We start from the raw sequence: 15,116 nt of genomic DNA, 5'->3' as shown, positions 1-15,116 counted from the left end.
TTTTAAACAGCACTCAAATGTGAACATAGGTCATTACTAAAACAAATGACTTTTTGTAATATGCGATTACTTCACGTTATAATTAGCCAGGCAAAAGCGCTTAAAGAGATCAATGAGCTTATTGTTTTTGCCATGCAGCTGAATAAACTGAAAGGTGCGGAAAATTTCCATTCCCTTGATCTCAATGATACTGAGCTCATTATATTTCAGCTCGCTCAGTACCGATTGGATAGACAGGAAGGTGGCTGTATCAGAGTACAATAGATATTGCTTTATAGCGATACTGCTTTCCAGTTGGATCTCTATATTGAGGTCCTTTGGGCTTATCTGCACGGCGGCCAGGGCATTAAAGATCACATCAAGCGTACCTGATCCGGCTTCGCGCAGCACCAGTGGTATGTCAAGCAACTGCCGGGGGCTTATCTCCGGCTTTTTCGATAGCCTGTTGTTGGCCCGGGTTACCAGCACTATCTCGTCTTTGGCAAAAGGCGAGTAAGCCAGCTGCGGGGAGTGGGCCACCCCTTCTACTATGGCAATATCAATCTTTTCGCTCAATATCAGCTGCGAAATATGGTCTGTGTTACCCTGTATAAAATTGAAGGTAACATCGGGATAGGTCTTTTTAAAGAGCGCAAGTATTTTGGGCAGAATGGTTTGGGCTACCGTTGTGCTGGCGCCTATATGCAGGGTGCCGGCCTCCATGTTATTCAGCTGGGCCAGCTCGGTTTCAAGTTCGGTATAGGTCTGGAATATTTTTTCGGCATACTGGGTAAGTATTTTGCCTGCGGGGGTAAGCGCTATATTATTGCCATTGCGCTTAAACAGCTGTACGTTTAGTTGTTGCTCAAGCTCTTTAATGTGCTTGGTAACAGCGGGCTGGGTAATAAACAGCTCGCCCGCGGCCCTGGTAAAGCTTAATCTTTGTGCAACGGTATAAAAAACCTTTAACCTGAAATCGAAAATCATTGGGTTAAATTTAACGGTTTTACCGCAGAAAACTTACTGTAATATTTTCGCCCGGATTACTTAAAGTTATAAGGTTGATTACGGCTAAATTTTCTTCTTTTTTGCGCCTCGAATCGTAAAGAGCATTTAGAGCTCATTTTTTGCATAAAAAACATTCAAAACAGCGCGTTTTTTATACTTTTTAACACTTTATTATTCAGTTGAAGATTTAAGTTGATAAAAAGTGGTATAAGTCAGGAAATGTTACTCTTTGACGCCACCGGCGCAAACATTAACTAAGGCCGCGTTATAAATAACCACCACCAAACAGGCCAATAATACCGCCCTTGTAAAAAGATAGATGAATATTTCCATTTGGTATAAGATTTAATTTGCCGGGAATTGTTACAGAGGGAATGATCAGTTTTTGCTTTTAAATATCGCGTGAGCTTGCGAAGCGTTGAGACGTATAATAATTTTCCTTAATTTCCCCGCTAAAACATCGTTATGCAAAACAACCTGCAGCAAACCTTTGGCAATATTGACATTTATCTGTTCGATCAGTTATTGAAGGGACGCTTTGACAATTGCAAAACCGTACTTGACGCCGGATGCGGGGGTGGGCGTAATATGATCTATTTCCTGCAGAATGGCTATGATGTATATGGTGTTGATCAAAATGCGGAAGCAGTGCAAACGGTTATTCAGCTATCGGCCAGGCTTTCGTCCAATCATGCGCTAAACAAATTCAGGATAACTCCGGTAGAAAAGATACCATTTGCCGATGACTTTTTTGACCTGGTTATTTGCAGTGCGGTACTCCACTTTGCAAAAAACCAACAGCATTTTGATAGCATGGTACATTCGTTGTGGCGGGTATTAAAGCCGGGGGGATATTTGTTTGCACGGCTGGCAACAGATATAGGGATTGAAACACTGGTGCATAGCACCGGCAATGGCCGTTACCTGCTTCCGGATGGTTCCGAGCGTTTCCTGGTAAATGAGCAAACTTTACTCGATTATACCCACGAGCTACAAGGTACGCTTTACGAACCTATAAAGACCACAAACGTTCAAAATTTGCGCTGTATGACCACCTGGTGCATACAAAAGTAACAGTCCATTTCGCGGGTATTTTATAGCTATTAATTCATTAAAATAGTATATTGTTGGCGTATAGCCTTTTAAGTTATACCTTATCAATGCGACTGCATGTCTTAAAACTATTTTTACTGCTCATTTTTATACAAACTTTTAACCCTGCCTTGGGCCAAACCTGTAAAGGAAGCCTGGGCGACCCTGTTGTTCATGTTGATTTTGGAGCAGGAGCAGGTAACGGGGGGCCGTTACCTGATGGGCTTACCTCTTTAAACTACACATCTGATTGCCCGCGCGACGGATCATATTCCATTACACATTACAGCGGCGGCTGCCATACTACCTGGCATACAGTTTATACAGATCATACCGGCAATACCAATGGCTTTTTTATGATGATAAATGCCAATAATGATCCCAATGTGTTTTTTACGCAAACTACCGATATTGACGCCCTTTGTTCAAATACCACTTATGAGTTTTCGGCCTATGTGCTTAACCTGATGAAACTTTCATCAAGTGACAATACGGTTCACCATCCGGATATTGAATTTTCGGTAGAAACCGTTGATGGCGTGCCGATAGGACCTCCTCATCGCACCTTCACCATAGAGCCAACTGACACGCCGGAGTGGGTTAGGGAAAGTTTCATGTTTACCACGCCGGCAAATACAACCCGGGTGGTGATAAAAATGACCAATAAGGCACCCGGCGGCAATGGTAACGACCTGCTGCTTGATGATATATCATTCAGGGCCTGTGGCCCGCTTGTGCAAACCGGGTTTACAACCGTTAGCGCTCATCAAAACCAAAACGTTTGTTTAGGCCAAACACAAACCTACACTTTGGTATCAACCATAGGCGAGGGTTATGATAACCCTAAAAGACAATGGCAGCAAAACAACGGTGATGGTAACGGATGGGTTGATATTAGCGGCCAAACCGCCGATACTTATCGCTTTACTTTACTAAATGCATCTTTGGCAACCTATCAATACCGGCTGGCAGTTGCCGAAGGTGATAATATAACATCGGTGCATTGCCGCGTTTATTCAGATCCGCTTTCTGTTACGGTAAACCCCTACCCGGTAGTGCCCGATATTTTGCCGCAGCAATCATGCGCCGGCGATGTGGCAACCTTTACCGCATCAGGGGGTGTAAGCTATGAATGGAGCGGCCCCGGCATAACATCCGTCAACAAAAATCAAAACCCGCTTATTTTTAGCCCCGTTACACCAGGCGATGCGGGCAATTATACGGTTAAGGTAACATCGGCCGCGGGCTGCTCAAGTACAACTACAACAGCACTCACAGTACATTTAAACCCCGTTCTTACGGTTGATAACCCATCGCCCACTATTTGCTCAGGGAACTCGGTTGTACTTAACGCGTCGGCTCCCGGAGCCACACAATATTTGTGGACACCTGCTACAGGTTTATCAAATGCATCATTGCCAAACCCCGTAGCAAACCCTGCTGTTACTACGGTTTATACGGTAAGGGCCACTAATGCCTTTGATTGTTTTGACGAAAAAACAGTAACAGTAAATGTATTGCCGCCGCCGGTTGCCAATGCAGGCGGTGATAAAAAGATATTTGAAGGACAGTCGGTAAAGCTGGATGGCACCGCTCAAAATGGCGATACTTATTCCTGGACACCAACTGACTACCTGAGCGACCCGCACGTGCTTAATCCGGTCGCGAGCCCGGTTAATGATATAACTTATACCTTGCAGGTAACTTCAAGCTATAATTGCGGCACCAATGCCAGCAGTGTTTTTGTACGGGTTTATAAAAAAATAATTATTCCTAACACCTTTTCGCCTAACGGCGACGGCAAAAACGACCTTTGGGATATTGAGGCGCTGGTAACCTATCCGCAAAGTTTGTTAAGGGTTTATAACCGTTACGGTCAGCAGGTTTTTAAAAGCTTAGGTTATGACCATCCCTGGGCTGGTACATATAACAATGCCATACTGCCACCTGGTACCTATTATTATATGATCGACCTTAAAAATGGAGCGCCTTTATTATCAGGATGGGTGCAGTTGATGCGGTGACAGGCTCTCTTCCAACATCATTGCGCTTGGCGGCTCTCTCCGCCTGCAGCGGAAATAGGGTTTGGAGGATGATATGCCTGTTGAAGAAGATCCTCTCACTGAATCTCTATGCGAATGCCCTGGTTATCAAAATCGAACGAAGCGATGACCGGTGGGTTTAACAGCCATGTAAATACAGCAAGTTCCGGGTTTTAACACAGCGGGTAATTGAACAATTTTGAATAAGCAAAAAGCATTGCCTTAATTGTTTAATACTTATCAAATCATATCAATATGCATAAAGTAAGCGAACCCGCCATCCTGTATTTCGGCACTCCGGTAGTGCTCATCAGTACCATGAATGAGGATGGCTCCTATAATTTAGCACCCATGTCTTCGGCATTCTGGCTCGGCTGGCGATGCATTATCGGCATGGCAACAACTTCAAAAACAGTACAAAACCTAAAGCGCACCGGCCAATGTGTTTTAAACCTACCGTCGGTTAACGAGGTACAAGCCGTTAACCGGTTAGCCCTTAAAACCGGTGTAAACCCCGTACCGGTAGTAAAACAAAGCCGAGGATACTACTACGAACCCGATAAATTTGGCATTGCCGGGTTAACACCCGTTCCATCACAAAAGGTATCGGCGCCGCGCGTTATGGAATGCCCGGTGCAAATGGAAGCCCATGTAGCTGCCATACACCCCATTGGCGAAGACAATGAGCAGCAGCGCGGGCGGATAGTGACCATGGAACTAAAGATAGTGCAGGTGTACCTGGAAGAATCGATCACGATGAATGGCGATGCTAACCGGGTTGATCCGGATAAATGGAGGCCGCTCATCATGAGCTTTCAGCAATTTTACGGCCTGGGTGCTCAGGTTCATGATTCATCATTAGCCAGCATCCCGGAATATAAGTACAGGAGCCCGGACATAGATAACGCCCGTAATTTGAAGAATGTAATGGAGCAGGCAGAAGTTTAATTATTAGTAAGATCAGTAAATAGCTTCTATTTTGTTAATCCGTTGCCGAAGATAAGCCTCAGTGCTTATCTTCACCTTATGGAAAAAATACGCGAGTACCTGGAGCGCATTACTCCTTTGAGTGACCGCGACTGGCATATATTCTCGTCAAAGCTTGTCAAATGTGAGTTCGCAAAAAAAACAGTGCTGTTAAAAACCGGGCAAACCGAAAATTACCTGTCGTTCATGGAAACAGGTATCGTACGATATTATATCCCCAAAAACGACAATGACCTTACTTTTGCCTTTACTTTTGATAACAGTTTTATAAGCGCTTATGATTCTTTTTTAACCCGCAAGCCTACTGTATATCAGGTCCAAACACTTAGCCCAACTATATTGTGGCGGTTATCTTACGATGACCTGCAAACTATTTACGCGGATACAAAAATTGGCAATACCATTGGCCGTTTTGCCTGTGAAGCCATCTATCTTACAAAATCAAAACGCGAGCTCTCGTTATTAAGTGATACGGCCGAACAAAGGTATTTAAAGCTGTTTACGGAACAACCGCAGCTCATCAGGCAGATCCCACTAAAATACATTGCCTCATACATTGGTATTACACCACAGGGCTTAAGCCGTATACGCCGCCGTATTACTTAACCCGGGTTCATTGTTTGGTTGTGTTGTTATACTGAGCTTTGCAATAAGAAACACACGCATGAAACCATTAGTTGTATTATTCATCACCCTGGCAATTGGTTTGCTGGTTACAAAACTCACCGGCAATTATAATCCCACATTATCGGCACAAATAGCTATGGCTGTTATGCTGGCCTTTACCGCTATTGGCCATTTTAAATTTACTCATGGAATGACCATGATGATCCCGGCATTTATTCCGTTTAAAAAGGAGTTGGTTTATCTTACCGGCTTTATTGAAATTGCAGCCGCTATTGGCCTGCTTGTGCCAGCCACGCGCACTGTTGTGGCCTGGTTGCTTATTGTGTTTTTTATAGTGCTGTTACCGGCCAACATCAATGCTGCGGTGAAACACATTGATTTGGAAAAAGGCACCTTTAACGGTCCCGGGCCAAAGTACCTATGGTTCCGCGTTCCACTGCAAATTTTATTTATCGGGTGGGTTTACTGGAGTTGTTTAATGTGATAGGCATAAAAGGCCATCTCCCCTTTAGTTATTTTGATAAACGGCTGAGACGATACCGGCCTCAATGAAAGGTAAGGGCCAGGCCCGTTGTTTATAACAACGAACCCTGGTTATAATAAAACTTCTCTTTTTTTATCAACCCGTTTTCCCATTGCTGTACAGATATTTCTTGTCTGTTGGTAACTTTTCCATCTTCCTTATTGGTAATAGCCATCGAATATTCACTAAAAACAACCTGATTTATATCATCAATAGCTTGCTTGGTTATTTCAAGTACTAAGCCAAATTTTGCCAAAACAGCCTTTTCACGAATGATACAGGCTTGCTTTCCTATGCGCGGGGCCGATTCATTTTCCTGCAGTTCCACGTCGTCGGTATAGTATAGCTCCATCGCTTTTACTGTTTCGTCATTGGTAATAAGCTGGTTAAAAGCTTCAACCTTATCTTTTAGCGTATTCATAAATATTATTTTATGACGGAGTCTTCAATATCTGCAATCTTATATTTTGGTTCATGCAGTATAGGGAAATTGCATGAGTTGGCTATAAAACACATCTTGTTAGCCTCCTTGTGCAGTTCATTGGCCTTATCAATAAGGGCTTCATCATTGATAGTAATTACCGGGCGCAGTAAGATCAGCGTAAAACAGCCGCTCCCGTTCCTGTTTTCAAGCATTACTCCCTCGGCTTTATCTTCGTAAGCAGTAACTATGATCCCCGCGGTAGTGCAAAGGTGCAGGTACCATAACATGTGGCATGATGAAACCGATGCTACCAACAGATCTTCGGGGCTATGTTTTGAGGCGTCGCCCCGAAAGTTTGGATCTGAGGAGCCCGAAATAACCTGTTTGCCTTCAATGTGTATGTCATGACTGCGTTCATACGCTTTGTAGTCTTTGGTTCCCGCCCCGGTGTTACCGGTCCAGGTTACGTTTGTTTGGTAGTGATGATTTTTCATTGTGATGTAATTTTAAAAAAGCCACAGCTTAAAAAAACGTTGCTGTCGCGATAGCCATTATTCGGTTTTAATATGGCTCAGATTTTGAATTTTGCCCTCCCCAAAAGACCAGTTTTCCTTACCGCCATTCTCAATCAGTATAATGATCACATCATTGATCAAAACAGGGGTTTCGGCAGCTATTTTACCGGCTATGGAAGCGTACAGTTTTTCCTTTTGCTCATAACTGCGGCCCGAGCCTGCGGTTATTTGCACATATACCATGTTACCGCTATGCGCTATATTCAAATAGTTTTTGGGGTAATACAACTGGGTAGCGTCCAGTTCCTCAATAACGTGGAAGTAATCATCGGGCGGCACATTAAATTCATTCATTAATGATTGGTGTACCGCTTTTGATATTTTGTCCTTAGCGTTTGAGGGTAATGTTTTTAATAAACTTATCCGTACAAAAGGCATGAAACTAAATTAATGATAAATATTTAACTGAACGCTTTTGATAAGTTTTTTAGCAATTTGTTACCCAAATATGGACAAATATTACCCTATACTGACATTTGCAAAACCCCAAAAAGCTGCATGTTACAACACCTATCATTTCATGGCAGTTGATTGCCGGGTTGCGGCAATTAACTGTGTTTTTTAGTAAAACTCAGGATAAACTTTAAGGGCTTTGGCCTGTTGCTCGTCATGCCCAAAAATTACCAGCGGGTTGTACTCAGCAGCAATTGCTTTTAACCTGTTCAATGATAACGTCGCTTGTTCCGGGTCGGCGGCAAAATAGGGTACGTTCTGTTTAAAAATGCCCTCTGTTAATGCGGCATCAACACAAAGTAGTATATATCCGGAATTTTTGGTATTGATGAGGAGGGATTGATGTCCGGGTGAGTGCCCGGGCGTATAAATAAGCTGGATATTATCGCAAAGCTGGTAATCGCCATCAATTACCTGGTAGTTGAGGTCTTTCAAACGGCATTCGGCAGGCGAATAAGTTTCATCATCCAGTATCGTGAGTTCGTTTTTTTGCACGATGACGGGAGTTTGTGTTTCCAGGAAATACTTATGGCCGCCGGAGTGGTCACTATGGAAATGAGTTGAGATCACCAGCTTAACGTCCTCTGGTTTGTACCCCACACTCCCCAGCAGCGCTGGGATGCGGTGCTCCTCTTTCATATACAGGTATAAAAGGCCTTCCATAGGCGTACCATTATAGTAATTCGGGTTATTCAAAAAATCCTCCGCAAAACCGGAGTCGACCAGGATCAGTCCGTCGCTGGTATCGAGTAAATAAATGGAAAGCGGCGAATGGACCATCTGCTCATTATCAGCGCCCAGATTGGTGTTAAAGAAAAATTCACGAAGCACTCCATGCCCTGCAGGCAGTATATAAAGCTTATTTACCACGAGCCGCTTGTCCATACATTTATTGTTTTTAAATCAGATCTCTAAAATTTAAACAGGACCTTACCTTCGTTTTTACCTTCAACAACTGTTGCTATAGCTTCCTGGTAATCATCCAGAGCGTAACTTTTTGCAACCTCCATTTTAAATTCCGGGTTACCTATAATTTTTATAAGCGACTGGATGATCTCATCCTTTTGCGCGGGAGTTTTACTTTCCAGGTAAGCACGGATGCCGAAACCAGTTATTGATATATTCTTATAAAGTACATCTGCGTTATAAAGCTGTATTGGGTCGGGACTTAACCTGCTGTAAATGATAAGCCGACCACCGGCCTGCAGGCATTTCAAAACATCGGTACCGGTTTTACCACCAACGGCATCAAACGCCACGTTAACTCCTTTGTTATCCGTTATTTCCTGTACGCGTTCAAGCAAATTATCGTCGGTAACGTTAATAACATGGGCACCGTAAGCTACTAACGTTGCCGCATCTTTGGAGGCCCGTACTGTAGCTATTATGTTAATGTTACGAAGCCGTGCTATTTGTATCAGCAGTTTTGACACTACCGAATTACCCGCGGTAATCAGCAACCAGTCGCCTTCATTTACACCCGCGCGTTCCAGCAGGCCCCACGCAGTAATTGGGTTTAAAGCAAACTGGCTCGCTTTGTCAACAGGAAAATCAGCTGGCAATACCATCACATCCTTTTCATACACAGCAGTGTATTCGGCCCAGGCATTCCTGCTGAAAAAGGATACCAGGATACCAACCGACAGGTTGGCACCCTGGCCGGTGCTTTCAATAATACCAGCTCCCTCCAGTCCGGCTATCTGCGGAAACTCGGGCTTAAACCGGTAAGTGCCGCTGATAAAGAAAAAATCTGACGGGTTGATAGGGCTGCCCAAAAGCTTTACAATTACCTGGTTTTCACCAGCTATTGGTTTATCGAATTGTTTTAATGACAGTACATGCCCGGCATCCCCTGTTTCTTCAAAATATAAAGCCTTCATTACAGGTTGGTCATTTTTAATGAGGCATCATTATAACGCTGACCCGTATCCGGGTATTTCTGTAAAAGGTCGCTTATCTCCTGCAGATCGGCCGGGGATAATTTTACATCAACGGCCCCTGCGTTTTCCTGCAGGTATTTGCGTTTTTTGGTACCCGGTATAGGTATTATATCATCGCCCTGCGCAAGTACCCATGCTAAGGCCAGCTGCGCGGGACTTACATTTTTCTGACTGGCTATATCGGCAAAGCCATTTGCCAGTTTTTGATTATTGTCCCAGTTTTCATCACTAAAACGGGGTAATATCCTTCTGAAATCGTCTGCGGCCAGGCCATCTTTATTTATCGTATTGGTCACCAAACCCCGGGCCAGCGGACTGTAAGGCACCAATGAAATATTCAATTCGCGCAAAACAGGCAATATTTCATTCTCCACATCCCGGCTTAATAAAGAGTATTCGCTTTGCAATGCCGAAATAGGGTGCACCGCATGTGCTTTACGTATACTTGCCGCCGAAGCTTCTGATAATCCGAGATAGCGTACTTTACCTTCTTTCACCAGTTGAGCCATGGCGCCTACCATATCTTCAACAGGTACATTTGGGTCAATACGGTGTGCGTAATAAAGGTCAATAGTTTCAATATTTAAGCGTTTGAGGCTTAGCTCAACCGCGTTTTTTATATGAGCCGGAGATCCGTCAAAATAAACATTTGAAGTTCCGCTGCCTGCATAAGGGGCATTTACATCACGTACCCTGAACCCAAATTTTGTAGCAATGAAAACCTTATCACGATTGGTTTTAAGTACTTTTGCTATCAGCTCTTCATTTTTGCCATTGGCATACATGTCGGCAGTATCCCAAAAGTTTATACCCAGATCAAGCGCCAGGTTCAGTGTAGCAATTGATTCATCATTGTCAATGGGGCCATAAGCAAAGCTCATGCCCATGCAGCCTAAGCCAATAGCCGAAAGCTTTTCGTCCGTGTTTCCTAAATTTCTGTATTCCATAGGTCTTTTTTTGTTTTTGTAATACAAATATAGAGCGCTTAAAACCCGTGACAGTTAAACTTATCAAACCAAAAATTATAAAATTCAAACAAATTTAAACCCGGAAGGCTTTTGGATTGAGTGCAGTTTGCTTTTTAAAAAAGTTGTTAAAATAAGCCGGGTATTCAAAACCAAGACTGTAGGCAATATCGGCAATGTTCCAGTCGGTGTATTTGAGCAGGGCCTTTGCTTCTTTTGCCACACGCTCTGCAATGTGCGTACTGGTGGTTTTGCCGGTAATTTCTTTTACGGCGCGGTTAAGGTGATTAACATGCACTGATAAGCGACTGGCGTAGTCGGCTGCGGTTTTTAATTTCAGCGCATAATTTGGCGAATCAATAGGAAATTGACGCTCCAGCAGCTCCATAAATAAAGCAGCGATGCGCGATGAAGCATTGCTATGTTTAAAAAAGCTGTCGGCCGGTTCTAATTTGAGGGCCTCGTGCACAATTAAATTTACATAATTGCGCATGAGGTCATATTTATATATGTAATCAGAGTCTATTTCATCAAGCATTTTACAAAACAAACCGCTGATGGTTTTAACCTGCTCATCGTTAACAAAGTAAACGGGGCTACCTCCTACTTTAAACAATGGCGAATCAATAAAACTTTCATTGCGGTTATTTTTACTGATAAAGTCTTCGGTAAACAGGCAAAAATATCCTGTTTGCTTTACCGGGGCCGCCTCCCATGAGTATGGTACATTGGGGTTTGAAAACACGAGCGCGCATTTATCAAAAGTAATACCCTTATCGGCATAATATAGTGTACCGCCGCCTATGCTGAGCGATATTTTGTAAAAATCGCGGCGGTGATAGCTGGTCAGATTATGGCATATCTCACCCCGCGGATATACGTTAAAATGCCCGGCCCCTTGCTGATTACTGCCCACAGGCATCATCTTCATGGCAGGGTGGCCTTCATAAAAATCTTCAAGTGTTTCGGTAGGATGCATGATCAAAGTTATAAAATTCAAATAACTGTGTAAAATGCCGACTGCGATAAGCAGCTATCACCACAATACTTACATTATGATTGCAGTTTGCCCAGCCGGGCTTTTGCCTGCTTTGGTAAAGAGGTATTACCGCTTTGCCTGTCATAATTCAATTTAAGATAAGTAATTAACCAGGTGCCGTTTTGTTTTTCAAGTTTGGTTTGATAGGTTCCGGAAATAGTCCATACTTCGTTGCCTATAAAATGATCGGCCTTGCCCACGTAATCCACATCGGCTTCGATCCCGTGAAGCCTTACCCTAAACTCCGAAAGCTGGTGATGAGTAGTATCAAACCCGGGTAAAAAAGAAGCCCAAAGATCAACTATTTCAGCAGGCGTTAGTATTCCGGGTTCACCTCCCGCCATCGAGGTATAGTCAAGCAAAACATTTTTTGCCATTACGCTTTTTACCAATTCCCAATCGCGTTCATCAGTGCCTTTGAACAAATTGGTAATTGCTTCTATTATTTTATTGCCTTCCATGCCGTTTAGATGTTAAAAAGTTGAATTTGTTTCACAAACTGACCTAATTTAATTAAGAATTTAATAAAACAGGCGGTCATTAACTTTAGATCCCTGGTTTGCAACAGTTGATCAAGGGATAGTTCTGCGAGAGGTCAGATAACAAAAGCTATTTGTGTAAGCAAATATAAGTATTACTCTGCCATAAAACCTCATTTTCATTTCAGATGACTGATTAAAACATCGCATGCATAATATCCCTTTGCCGGGTATGATCACAACACATAGCAGCCGGGTTAATAAAATTGACAAAATTTTAAAAAGACGTATCTTGGCTTTGCATTTGCGCCCGTTAACTAAATTATTACAGATCCATTCATTTATCACCCTCAAATAAACAAAGGGGCACATTCACCAATGAATAATAATGAATTACTACCGCATTTATTCCGCACAGAATATCGAAAAATAGCATCGGTATTGTATAAGCATTTTGGTTTTGAGCACCCGGAAATTGCTGAGGATATTGCCAGCGATACTTTTTTAACCGCGGCCGAAACCTGGGGCATTAAGGGTTTGCCCGAAAACCCGGTGGCCTGGCTGTATACCGTGGCGCGTAATAAGGCAAAGGACCATTTAAGAAGGGGAAAGGTCTTTGATCAGAAAATTTCACCCGACCTGCAATCGGCTTATAACGAATGGGAAGAGATTGAAATAAATTTATCAGACGAGCATATCAGGGACAGTCAGTTACAGCTTATGTTTGCTATTTGTCAGCCCGTATTGCCTCCGGAGTCGCAGATTGGTTTAGCTCTTCGTATCCTTTGCGGATTTGGAATAGAAGAAATTGCCGATGCCTTTTTATCCAATAAAGAAACCATCAATAAACGTTTATTCAGGGCAAAAGAAAAATTACGCGAGCAGCAGGTTAAGATAGAATTTCCGCCAGCGGCCCAGATCAGCGCGAGAGCACAAGCAGTTTTAACAACCCTGTACCTGTTGTTTAATGAAGGTTATTATTCAAGCAGCAAAGACTCCACCCTGCGGAAAGACCTGTGCCTGGAAGCTATGCGCTTAACACATTTACTCATTGAAAACGAAAGCACCAATTTGCCCGATACCAACGCGTTAATGGCATTGATGTGCTTTCACGCCTCGCGTTTTGAGGCCCGTACCGATGTGAACGGCGAAATGATACGCTATGACGAGCAGGATACCAGTTTATGGAACGATGAACTGATTGGAAAAGGAAAATACTATCTGAACCTGTCATCGGAAGGCGATCAACTAAGCAAGTATCACGTGGAGGCAGCCATTGCCTGGTGGCATACCATTAAAGCCGATTCTGTTGAAAAATGGGAAAGCATATTGCAGCTATATAACCGTTTGCTGCAAATCGCTTATTCGCCTGTTGTGGCCCTTAACCGTACTTATGCACTTTATAAGGCCCGCGGAAAACAGGAAGCAATTGGCGAAGCCGAAAAGCTGCAGCTAAATAACAATCATTTATATCATGTTTTGTTGGGGCATCTATATACAGGTATTGACCAACAAACAGCCGCGGTGCATTTAAAAACCGCTTTAAAACTCGCCAAAACAACTACCGAAAAAAACCGGATACGTAAAGACCTGGAAAATTTGGCATAGGCTTTATATCTTAGCATATCAATAAAAAATTATGGCATACGACGAATTATTAACCAACCGCGTACGCGAAGCCCTTAGCGAACAACCGGTGGTTGACGAAGTAAAAATGTTTCAGGGGATATGTTTTATGGTTGATGATAAGATGTGTGTTTGCGTGCGCGATGAGGGTTTGCTTTGCAGGATTGGCCGGCAACAGGCTGCAACAGAACTTGAAAAGGATAACTGTCGCCAGATGATGCATGGAAACCGGGTGATGAAAGATTTTGTTTATGTAGACAGCGAGAACCTGCAAACCGCTAAGGACTTTGACCATTGGATAAATCTTTCACTGCAGTTTAATAAAGAAGCAAAGCCATCAAAAAAGAAAAGAAATTAAAAAAATATATTACTAACCTAAGTGTCTTTTGACAAAGGTTTAAATCCTGCGATCTTTTTTTTAATTGTGAAAACAACACTTAAAAAAGATTGCTTTTATTTGTCGTTTAAACAATAATTATTCGCAATTAGCCCCTTAACCACATTTATGTATTTTTTTTGCGGTTTCTTTTATTTATAATTACCCCGATTGTTAACCAGTATTATTTTTCCATTAAAATTTTAAGATCACAAAATGCTCAAGTATTCTAAACAGACCAGGTTATTATTGGCTGTTGATTGCATAGTTTTTGGATTTGACGGTGAGGTTTTAAAGCTATTACTGATCAAAAGAGGCTTTCAACCCGAAAAGGGGAACTGGAGCCTGATGGGTGGTTTTGTGCAGGCAGATGAAAGCCTTGACCAGGCCGCCAACCGTATCCTTAAGCAGCTAACGGGACTTGAAGGGGTTTATCTGGAACAATTGAATACATTTGGCGATCCGCAGCGCGACCCCATGGAGCGCACCGTTTCTGTGTCCTATTTCGCCCTTATTGATATACAAAAGTATGAAACTCAGATCAGTGCTGATTATCACGCTGAATGGTTCCAGCTTAAACGCACCCCAAAATTGATATTTGATCACCAGGAAATGGTGGAACAGGCCCGTAAACGCATCCGTTATAAGGCAGCCATGCACCCTATCCTTTTTGAGCTTTTGCCTACCAAATTCACAATACCCCAGCTGCAAACGCTTTATGAATGTGTTTTTAACACTACTATTGATAAGCGTAACTTTAGTAAAAGGGTGTTGGCCACAGGTTTGCTTATCAAACTTGCCGATAAAGATAAAGCCGGTTCAAAACGCGGTGCCTACTATTATCAGTTGAATATGCAAAATTATTATGCTAAATTTCAGGCGTTTATGAACTTCATCCCTAATCCCGATTCTTTATAGCATAACTCTACCTAAGATTTCTTTGATTTTTTTAATTTTCACTTTTTTACGAAAAAATTATTT

General features: G+C 42.7%; 17 protein-coding genes. 8 read left to right on the top strand and 9 right to left on the bottom strand.

Translation table 11 applies throughout. The features are described 5' to 3' along the window. Positions 1-66 precede the first annotated feature (66 nt). On the bottom strand, positions 67-966 hold the full coding sequence (locus tag J2W55_RS11680) for a LysR substrate-binding domain-containing protein (RefSeq protein WP_310095836.1): 900 nt from the start codon (positions 964-966) through the stop codon (positions 67-69). 486 nt (positions 967-1,452) lie between these two features. Here J2W55_RS11680 and J2W55_RS11675 point away from each other — a divergent pair, with 486 nt between their 5' ends. The 5 genes from J2W55_RS11675 (at position 1,453) to J2W55_RS11655 (ending at position 6,219) form a co-directional block, all read left to right on the top strand. After that, positions 1,453-2,061 (top strand): class I SAM-dependent methyltransferase, encoded by a 609-nt coding sequence (locus tag J2W55_RS11675; RefSeq protein ID WP_310095834.1) that lies wholly within the window; start codon positions 1,453-1,455, stop codon positions 2,059-2,061. Between the two features lie 86 nt (positions 2,062-2,147). Further along, positions 2,148-4,103: a T9SS type B sorting domain-containing protein gene (locus J2W55_RS11670; RefSeq protein WP_310095832.1), complete on the top strand. Its 1,956-nt coding sequence runs from the start codon at positions 2,148-2,150 to the stop codon at positions 4,101-4,103. 273 nt (positions 4,104-4,376) lie between these two features. Further along, entirely contained in the window at positions 4,377-5,069 is a 693-nt protein-coding gene (locus J2W55_RS11665; RefSeq protein ID WP_310095830.1) for a flavin reductase family protein, read from the top strand. A 78-nt stretch (positions 5,070-5,147) separates the two neighbouring features. Further along, positions 5,148-5,714 (top strand): Crp/Fnr family transcriptional regulator, encoded by a 567-nt coding sequence (locus J2W55_RS11660; RefSeq protein WP_310095828.1) that lies wholly within the window; start codon positions 5,148-5,150, stop codon positions 5,712-5,714. A 58-nt stretch (positions 5,715-5,772) separates the two neighbouring features. Further along, positions 5,773-6,219, top strand: a complete 447-nt coding sequence (locus J2W55_RS11655) for a DoxX family protein (RefSeq protein ID WP_310095827.1) — start codon at positions 5,773-5,775, stop codon at positions 6,217-6,219. 91 nt (positions 6,220-6,310) lie between these two features. Here J2W55_RS11655 and J2W55_RS11650 read toward each other — a convergent pair whose 3' ends face one another. The 8 genes from J2W55_RS11650 to J2W55_RS11615 all read right to left on the bottom strand — a co-directional run bounded on the left by J2W55_RS11650 (position 6,311) and on the right by J2W55_RS11615 (position 12,115). Continuing rightward, positions 6,311-6,679 (bottom strand): nuclear transport factor 2-like protein, encoded by a 369-nt coding sequence (locus tag J2W55_RS11650; protein WP_310095826.1) that lies wholly within the window; start codon positions 6,677-6,679, stop codon positions 6,311-6,313. A gap of 5 nt (positions 6,680-6,684) precedes the next feature. Then, a complete protein-coding gene (locus J2W55_RS11645) occupies positions 6,685-7,176 on the bottom strand; it encodes an OsmC family protein (protein ID WP_310095824.1) in 492 nt (163 codons plus the stop codon). Positions 7,177-7,233: 57 nt separating this feature from the next. Further along, positions 7,234-7,635 carry a tautomerase family protein gene (locus tag J2W55_RS11640; RefSeq protein WP_310095822.1) on the bottom strand — a complete coding sequence of 134 codons (402 nt, stop codon included), beginning with the start codon at positions 7,633-7,635 and terminating at the stop codon, positions 7,234-7,236. Positions 7,636-7,818: 183 nt separating this feature from the next. Further along, positions 7,819-8,595, bottom strand: coding sequence for an N-acyl homoserine lactonase family protein (locus tag J2W55_RS11635; protein WP_310095820.1), 777 nt, complete (start codon positions 8,593-8,595; stop codon positions 7,819-7,821). A 26-nt stretch (positions 8,596-8,621) separates the two neighbouring features. Then, a complete protein-coding gene (locus tag J2W55_RS11630; RefSeq protein WP_310095818.1) occupies positions 8,622-9,590 on the bottom strand; it encodes a quinone oxidoreductase family protein in 969 nt (322 codons plus the stop codon). Then, on the bottom strand, positions 9,590-10,597 hold the full coding sequence (locus tag J2W55_RS11625; protein ID WP_310095816.1) for an aldo/keto reductase: 1,008 nt from the start codon (positions 10,595-10,597) through the stop codon (positions 9,590-9,592). The genes J2W55_RS11630 and J2W55_RS11625 overlap by 1 nt, the downstream gene beginning before the upstream one ends. 94 nt (positions 10,598-10,691) lie before the next feature. Then, entirely contained in the window at positions 10,692-11,594 is a 903-nt protein-coding gene (locus tag J2W55_RS11620) for a helix-turn-helix domain-containing protein (protein ID WP_310095814.1), read from the bottom strand. A gap of 74 nt (positions 11,595-11,668) precedes the next feature. Next, positions 11,669-12,115, bottom strand: coding sequence for a nuclear transport factor 2 family protein (locus J2W55_RS11615; RefSeq protein ID WP_310095812.1), 447 nt, complete (start codon positions 12,113-12,115; stop codon positions 11,669-11,671). A gap of 396 nt (positions 12,116-12,511) precedes the next feature. On the opposite strand from J2W55_RS11615, the gene J2W55_RS11610 reads away from it, so the two are divergent. The 3 genes from J2W55_RS11610 (at position 12,512) to J2W55_RS11600 (ending at position 15,053) form a co-directional block, all read left to right on the top strand. Continuing rightward, a complete protein-coding gene (locus tag J2W55_RS11610) occupies positions 12,512-13,741 on the top strand; it encodes an RNA polymerase sigma factor (RefSeq protein WP_310095810.1) in 1,230 nt (409 codons plus the stop codon). A gap of 31 nt (positions 13,742-13,772) precedes the next feature. Further along, on the top strand, positions 13,773-14,117 hold the full coding sequence (locus tag J2W55_RS11605; RefSeq protein ID WP_310095808.1) for a TfoX/Sxy family protein: 345 nt from the start codon (positions 13,773-13,775) through the stop codon (positions 14,115-14,117). Between the two features lie 234 nt (positions 14,118-14,351). Next, positions 14,352-15,053, top strand: a complete 702-nt coding sequence (locus tag J2W55_RS11600) for an NUDIX hydrolase (protein WP_310095807.1) — start codon at positions 14,352-14,354, stop codon at positions 15,051-15,053. Positions 15,054-15,116: the final 63 nt, after the last annotated feature.

This window comes from Mucilaginibacter pocheonensis (assembly GCF_031456535.1).
GTDB classification, from domain to species: domain Bacteria; phylum Bacteroidota; class Bacteroidia; order Sphingobacteriales; family Sphingobacteriaceae; genus Mucilaginibacter; species Mucilaginibacter pocheonensis.
This window is presented reverse-complemented; position numbering and strand designations above follow the sequence as displayed.

Excerpts from the sequence above, each read along its gene's own strand:
- J2W55_RS11680 (WP_310095836.1), bottom strand. The coding sequence starts at position 966 with ATGATTTTCGATTTCAGGTTAAAGGTTTTTTATACCGTTGCACAAAGA.
- J2W55_RS11675 (WP_310095834.1), top strand. The coding sequence starts at position 1,453 with ATGCAAAACAACCTGCAGCAAACCTTTGGCAATATTGACATTTATCTG.
- J2W55_RS11670 (WP_310095832.1), top strand. The coding sequence starts at position 2,148 with ATGCGACTGCATGTCTTAAAACTATTTTTACTGCTCATTTTTATACAA.
- J2W55_RS11665 (WP_310095830.1), top strand. The coding sequence starts at position 4,377 with ATGCATAAAGTAAGCGAACCCGCCATCCTGTATTTCGGCACTCCGGTA.
- J2W55_RS11660 (WP_310095828.1), top strand. The coding sequence starts at position 5,148 with ATGGAAAAAATACGCGAGTACCTGGAGCGCATTACTCCTTTGAGTGAC.
- J2W55_RS11655 (WP_310095827.1), top strand. The coding sequence starts at position 5,773 with ATGAAACCATTAGTTGTATTATTCATCACCCTGGCAATTGGTTTGCTG.
- J2W55_RS11650 (WP_310095826.1), bottom strand. The coding sequence starts at position 6,679 with ATGAATACGCTAAAAGATAAGGTTGAAGCTTTTAACCAGCTTATTACC.
- J2W55_RS11645 (WP_310095824.1), bottom strand. The coding sequence starts at position 7,176 with ATGAAAAATCATCACTACCAAACAAACGTAACCTGGACCGGTAACACC.
- J2W55_RS11640 (WP_310095822.1), bottom strand. The coding sequence starts at position 7,635 with ATGCCTTTTGTACGGATAAGTTTATTAAAAACATTACCCTCAAACGCT.
- J2W55_RS11635 (WP_310095820.1), bottom strand. The coding sequence starts at position 8,595 with ATGGACAAGCGGCTCGTGGTAAATAAGCTTTATATACTGCCTGCAGGG.
- J2W55_RS11630 (WP_310095818.1), bottom strand. The coding sequence starts at position 9,590 with ATGAAGGCTTTATATTTTGAAGAAACAGGGGATGCCGGGCATGTACTG.
- J2W55_RS11625 (WP_310095816.1), bottom strand. The coding sequence starts at position 10,597 with ATGGAATACAGAAATTTAGGAAACACGGACGAAAAGCTTTCGGCTATT.
- J2W55_RS11620 (WP_310095814.1), bottom strand. The coding sequence starts at position 11,594 with ATGCATCCTACCGAAACACTTGAAGATTTTTATGAAGGCCACCCTGCC.
- J2W55_RS11615 (WP_310095812.1), bottom strand. The coding sequence starts at position 12,115 with ATGGAAGGCAATAAAATAATAGAAGCAATTACCAATTTGTTCAAAGGC.
- J2W55_RS11610 (WP_310095810.1), top strand. The coding sequence starts at position 12,512 with ATGAATAATAATGAATTACTACCGCATTTATTCCGCACAGAATATCGA.
- J2W55_RS11605 (WP_310095808.1), top strand. The coding sequence starts at position 13,773 with ATGGCATACGACGAATTATTAACCAACCGCGTACGCGAAGCCCTTAGC.
- J2W55_RS11600 (WP_310095807.1), top strand. The coding sequence starts at position 14,352 with ATGCTCAAGTATTCTAAACAGACCAGGTTATTATTGGCTGTTGATTGC.